At 61.6% G+C, this 3,809-nt stretch carries 5 protein-coding genes; 3 read left to right on the top strand and 2 right to left on the bottom strand.

The window, feature by feature from the left end; translation table 11 throughout:
* The first annotated feature begins 175 nt into the window (after positions 1–175).
* The 3 genes from CKO25_RS20470 (at position 176) to CKO25_RS20480 (ending at position 1,756) form a co-directional block, all read left to right on the top strand.
* Entirely contained in the window at positions 176–583 is a 408-nt protein-coding gene (locus tag CKO25_RS20470) for a hypothetical protein (protein ID WP_207162408.1), read from the top strand.
* A 479-nt stretch (positions 584–1,062) separates the two neighbouring features.
* Positions 1,063–1,323 carry an AbrB/MazE/SpoVT family DNA-binding domain-containing protein gene (locus tag CKO25_RS20475; RefSeq protein ID WP_200389794.1) on the top strand — a complete coding sequence of 87 codons (261 nt, stop codon included), beginning with the start codon at positions 1,063–1,065 and terminating at the stop codon, positions 1,321–1,323.
* Positions 1,310–1,756 carry a type II toxin-antitoxin system VapC family toxin gene (locus CKO25_RS20480; RefSeq protein ID WP_200389795.1) on the top strand — a complete coding sequence of 149 codons (447 nt, stop codon included), beginning with the start codon at positions 1,310–1,312 and terminating at the stop codon, positions 1,754–1,756. The genes CKO25_RS20475 and CKO25_RS20480 overlap by 14 nt, the downstream gene beginning before the upstream one ends.
* A 28-nt stretch (positions 1,757–1,784) precedes the next feature.
* Here the strand turns inward: CKO25_RS20480 and CKO25_RS20485 are convergent, their stop codons facing one another.
* Together CKO25_RS20485 and CKO25_RS20490 are read right to left on the bottom strand one after the other, a co-directional pair.
* Positions 1,785–3,215, bottom strand: a complete 1,431-nt coding sequence (locus tag CKO25_RS20485) for an integron integrase (RefSeq protein ID WP_200389796.1) — start codon at positions 3,213–3,215, stop codon at positions 1,785–1,787.
* Positions 3,216–3,517: 302 nt separating this feature from the next.
* A partial coding sequence (locus CKO25_RS20490) for a transposase (RefSeq protein ID WP_200389797.1) occupies positions 3,518–3,809 on the bottom strand: 292 nt, incomplete at its 5' end.

Raw genomic sequence — 3,809 nt, forward strand, 5'->3', positions numbered from 1 at the left:
ACCCAAGCGCTCTCGGAGGACGGCAGTTGCCGTGCCGTGGTCAACGCCGCGGCGGTACGGCGTGCGCTCGACGGCGGCGAACCCCTCGCGACCAACACCAGTGCCGATTGCCAAGCCCGGGCGCGCCGGGATGGTGCGGGAGGCGGGTGACTGGGTCTGGAGCAGCGACCGGGCAATGGTCGGGCAGGCGTCGGCGCCGGGGTGGCTGGAGACCGATTGGCTGCTCGGACAGTTCGGCGAGGAACGTGCCGGCGCGCAGGCAGGTTGGGCGGATTTCGTTCGCCAAGGGGTTGGCGGTGCAAGCATCTGGGAAGATTTGCGTCATCAGGTCTTTCTCGGCAGCGAGGGCCTTGTCGAGCGCCATTGCGCCACGACCAAGCCCTTGCGGCTGCGCGAGATCCCGCGTGCGCAGCGCCGGGCGTTGGCGGAGCCGCTCGCCGGCTTTGCCCGCCGCTACCCGGACCGCGGCGAAGCCATGGCTCGGGCCTTCGCGACCGGCGTCTACACGATGCAGGAAGTCGCCGCATTCTTCCGCGTGCATTACTCGACGGTGAGCCGCGCCGTGCGACGATTCCGGGTGTGACCAAGTATCCGCACGCCGGCAAGCTCAACATCGCAGGGGTGCATGAATGCAAGACCTGACCCTATTGCCCCCGCGCACCGCGCGCGCTAATCTTGCGGGCGCCCCGAATGGACCCGATACGGGTCGTTCCGCGCCGCACTCGGCGGACCGTTACGGCCGGAGGCCGCACACCACCGAGATGGTTGGCGGTAGACTGCGCTCTGTTCCTGGTATTCCTTACAAACGCCAACCCCAACGTCAACCATTGAATCCCGATCTGCAGGAGAGCCTGCCGCGGGTGAATCCTAGGTGCGCGTGCTGGAGATCCCAACGCCCGGATTTAAGTGAGCCTGGCCCCTTACTTCGCTTACTTCGGCCCCTTACTTCGACACTGCGGGACGGCATAGGGACCGATTAGGCGTGGCCAACCGCTCCCGTTTGCCAAGACAGGTGATTGGTGTAAACTCTGTCTTACTTGGTAAGAGATCGTGTGCACGAAGATGTCCGCCGTCACTGTTTCCGATAAGGGTCAAGTCGTGATTCCTGCTGCCATCCGGCGCCGGCTGGGCATTGCCCCCGGCAGCAAGCTGGACTTCGAGCTGGAGGGCGATAGCATCCGCGTCCGGCTCTGCAAATCCATTCCCCCGTCACGCGCTGAAGACGGGTACGGACTCTTGCGCTGCGACCTCCCCGGAGAGCGCCGGCTGGCCGATTTCGACGTCGCGGAGGCCATGCGGAATCAGGACGATGATCGCCCTTGATACCAACATCCTCGCCCGCTTCTACGTCGATGACCCAGGCGACCCCGAGGCAGCCAAGCAGCGCCCGATCGCCCGGCGGATCATGACCGAGAGCTCAAGCCTGTTCGTACCCATCACCGTGGTCCTCGAGTTGGAGTGGGTGCTACGGGCCTTCTATCGATTTGATGCGAGCCAGCTCGTCCGCGTCTTCGAGCACCTGTTGGGGCTCGGGCATGTGAACACGGAAGAGGCGGAGCGCGTCGCGGCCGCACTACCCCTCGCCGCCCGGGGCATGGACTTCGCGGACGCCCTGCATCTGACTGGAAGCGCCCACTGCGCAGTGCTCTATACCTTCGATGACCGGAGATTCGCCAGGCGCGCAAAGCGCCTTGCCAGCGTCCCGCCGGTAAGAGTCCCCGACGGCGAGCCCGTCGCCGAAACGAAGCCCAGCTGATCCGCTGCAGCCGCCGGATGGCGATCGTTTAAGCCAATCCGTCCAGCGGACTCAGCACGCCCTGTCCACCGCGGTTGAGCACGTGGGTGTAGATCATGGTCGTCGAGACATCCGCGTGACCGAGCAACTCCTGAACGGTGCGGATGTCGTAGCCACTCTCCAGCAAATGCGTCGCGAAGGAGTGCCGAAGCGAATGGCAGTTAACCTTCTTTGTAATCCCGGCGAGCTGAGCGGCCCGCTTCACGGCCTTCTGGAGTCCGTTCTCGTGCAGGTGATGGCGGCGTGTCTTGCCGCTACGGGGATCGACCGACAGCCTGCCGCTAGGGAACAGGTACTGCCAGATCCATTCGCTCGGTGCCTTCGGCCACTTGCGCGCCAAGGCATCCGGCAGAAACACCTCGCCATAGCCCTGCTCCAAGTCTTGCCGATGCAGTGCCCTCGCCTTCTCCAAGTGTTCCGTCAACGGCTGCTCCAACCGCTTGGGCAAGGGAACCACACGGTCCTTCTGGCCCTTGCCGTCCCGGACGATGATTTGGCGATACTGGAAATCGACATCCTGAACCCGCAGCCGAACGCACTCCATCAGCCGCATGCCGGTACCGTAGAGCAAGGCGGTCATCAGATGCGGCATGCCATCGAGCTGCTCCAATAGGCGGGCGACCTCCCCGCGGGTCAACACCACCGGCAGCCGTCGCGGCCGCTTTGCCCGCGTGAAATCTCCGAGCTCGGCCAGGGCTTGACCGAGCACCTGCTTGTACAGAAAGACCAAGGCATTCAACGCCTGGTTCTGGGTGCTGGCCGAGACCTGGCCGCGAACGGCAAGGTCCTCGAGAAACGCGACAATGCGATCCGCACCAACCTCCGACGGATCGCGCCCGCCGCAGAACAGGATGAAGCGACACACCCGAGACTCGTAGGTCTGTTCGGTGCGGATCGAGTACTTGCGCCTGCGGATCTCGGCCGCCAGCCGTTCCATCAGCCGAGCGTGTGACCGCCGAACCCCGTCCAAAGCGGACGGCGCGTTTCGTTTCTCCTTGAATCGGGTCCCCGAGACCGGCTCTTCGTCCGCCGCCCCGACCCGCCGGGATGCCATCTCCCGAGCAATAGTCGGATGGTCCGGTGCCAAGGTCCGGGCAGAATCGAGCCAGTAGGCCCAGTCCACCTCCCCGACGACCTTGGCGTTGGCCGTCACGAGCAACGTCCGGACGGCCTCCACGATCTGGAGGAACTGCCACTCCTCGATTCCGTCTATCCTCCCAACCGACTCCAGATAGCCGGTCACGTCCTCGCGCGTATGCTCCGCGAGGCGCTTTCCGGACAGCGCCTTCAAGTAGCGCTCAGCATGCCGGACGTACCATCGCACGGCGGTGTCCTTGACACCGTTTTTCCGAGCCAAATCAATGAAACGCTCCCAGAAACGATCGACTGATGTCGTTCGTGTTGTCTGAACGTCTCCCATCTGTTAGCGTCTCCGCGAAGGATGCCGTGTATGGTTAGTGTACACGTTAAGCGACGTTAAGCGAATCGGACAGGCAGCGGCTAGGCGGAATCTACTCCGACTGAGATAGACAGATTCTGCCCATCTCACCTGACCGACACTCTGTCTAATCCACTGTTATGCATAAGGACTAATCGTGGATCCTGGCTCTCCCGGATTTCAGGGGAATGTGAAACCAATTTAAAAACAATTATTTAACGCTATATTTTGCGTACACATCAACTACGAAAAGTCGCTGAACACGAAAACTCTAACACATTGATTCATATTGACTCCACGCCGAAGCGAGCGTATCCGTTGAGATCCAAGCACACTCTTTGATACAGATGGGCGAGGTTGGTGATGCCGTAACAGCGTCGTTTGAGGACTTTCAATTTATTGTTGAGGCCTTCTACAAACCCGCTCGTCTGACGGTTGACAAAATAATGAGTGATCTCAGCGAAATGAGTTCTAAGCGTCCCAAGAAAGCGATCGAAACACCTGATTCCGCGATTCGAGACTTGTCGCATCCAGCGACGAATTTGACGTTTTCCTTGTCCTGTTGAGAGAGGCCTT

This window comes from Thiocapsa imhoffii (assembly GCF_016583985.1).
Classification (GTDB): domain Bacteria; phylum Pseudomonadota; class Gammaproteobacteria; order Chromatiales; family Chromatiaceae; genus Thiocapsa; species Thiocapsa imhoffii.

What these genes read in the sequence shown, in the direction of transcription:
- CKO25_RS20470 (WP_207162408.1), top strand. Translation starts at nt 176, where the DNA reads ATGGTCGGGCAGGCGTCGGCGCCGGGGTGGCTGGAGACCGATTGGCTG.
- CKO25_RS20475 (WP_200389794.1), top strand. Translation starts at nt 1,063, where the DNA reads ATGTCCGCCGTCACTGTTTCCGATAAGGGTCAAGTCGTGATTCCTGCT.
- CKO25_RS20480 (WP_200389795.1), top strand. Translation starts at nt 1,310, where the DNA reads ATGATCGCCCTTGATACCAACATCCTCGCCCGCTTCTACGTCGATGAC.
- CKO25_RS20485 (WP_200389796.1), bottom strand. Translation starts at nt 3,215, where the DNA reads ATGGGAGACGTTCAGACAACACGAACGACATCAGTCGATCGTTTCTGG.